We start from the raw sequence: 312 nt of genomic DNA on the forward strand, positions 1-312 counted from the left end.
TAGAGCATAGACGGCTTTAATGATTTTGGGTTAAAGTGTACTCGTAAAGTTTGTTATGCGTAATGAGGTAATACATTGTCTGTATGAGGCGATGCATTGAGGCAATCGTATGAGGCTTAGTTGAAGTCGTCTGCGATTGTCTTTTTCGTTTCTCATAAAAGTCCGCAATGTGGCAAGGATTGATATGACTGGCCGAAGCAATGTTGTGAATCATCTTGAATGATTCCTTGTTTTAGTGATGTCGTTTTCAATACTCGACGTTGAACGTCCCACATACTTTGAACAGATTCCCACTAAAACAGGTGTCTTGCT

General features: G+C 40.1%; 1 pseudogene. It reads right to left on the reverse strand.

Annotated features, from left to right (window positions below):
• Positions 1-16: 16 nt before the first annotated feature.
• A pseudogene (locus QP415_RS11220) lies at positions 17-220 on the reverse strand (IS110 family transposase); the annotation flags it as partial.
• Positions 221-312: the final 92 nt, after the last annotated feature.

The sequence above is a fragment of the Pauljensenia sp. UMB3104 genome (assembly GCF_030217285.1).
GTDB lineage: Bacteria > Actinomycetota > Actinomycetes > Actinomycetales > Actinomycetaceae > Pauljensenia.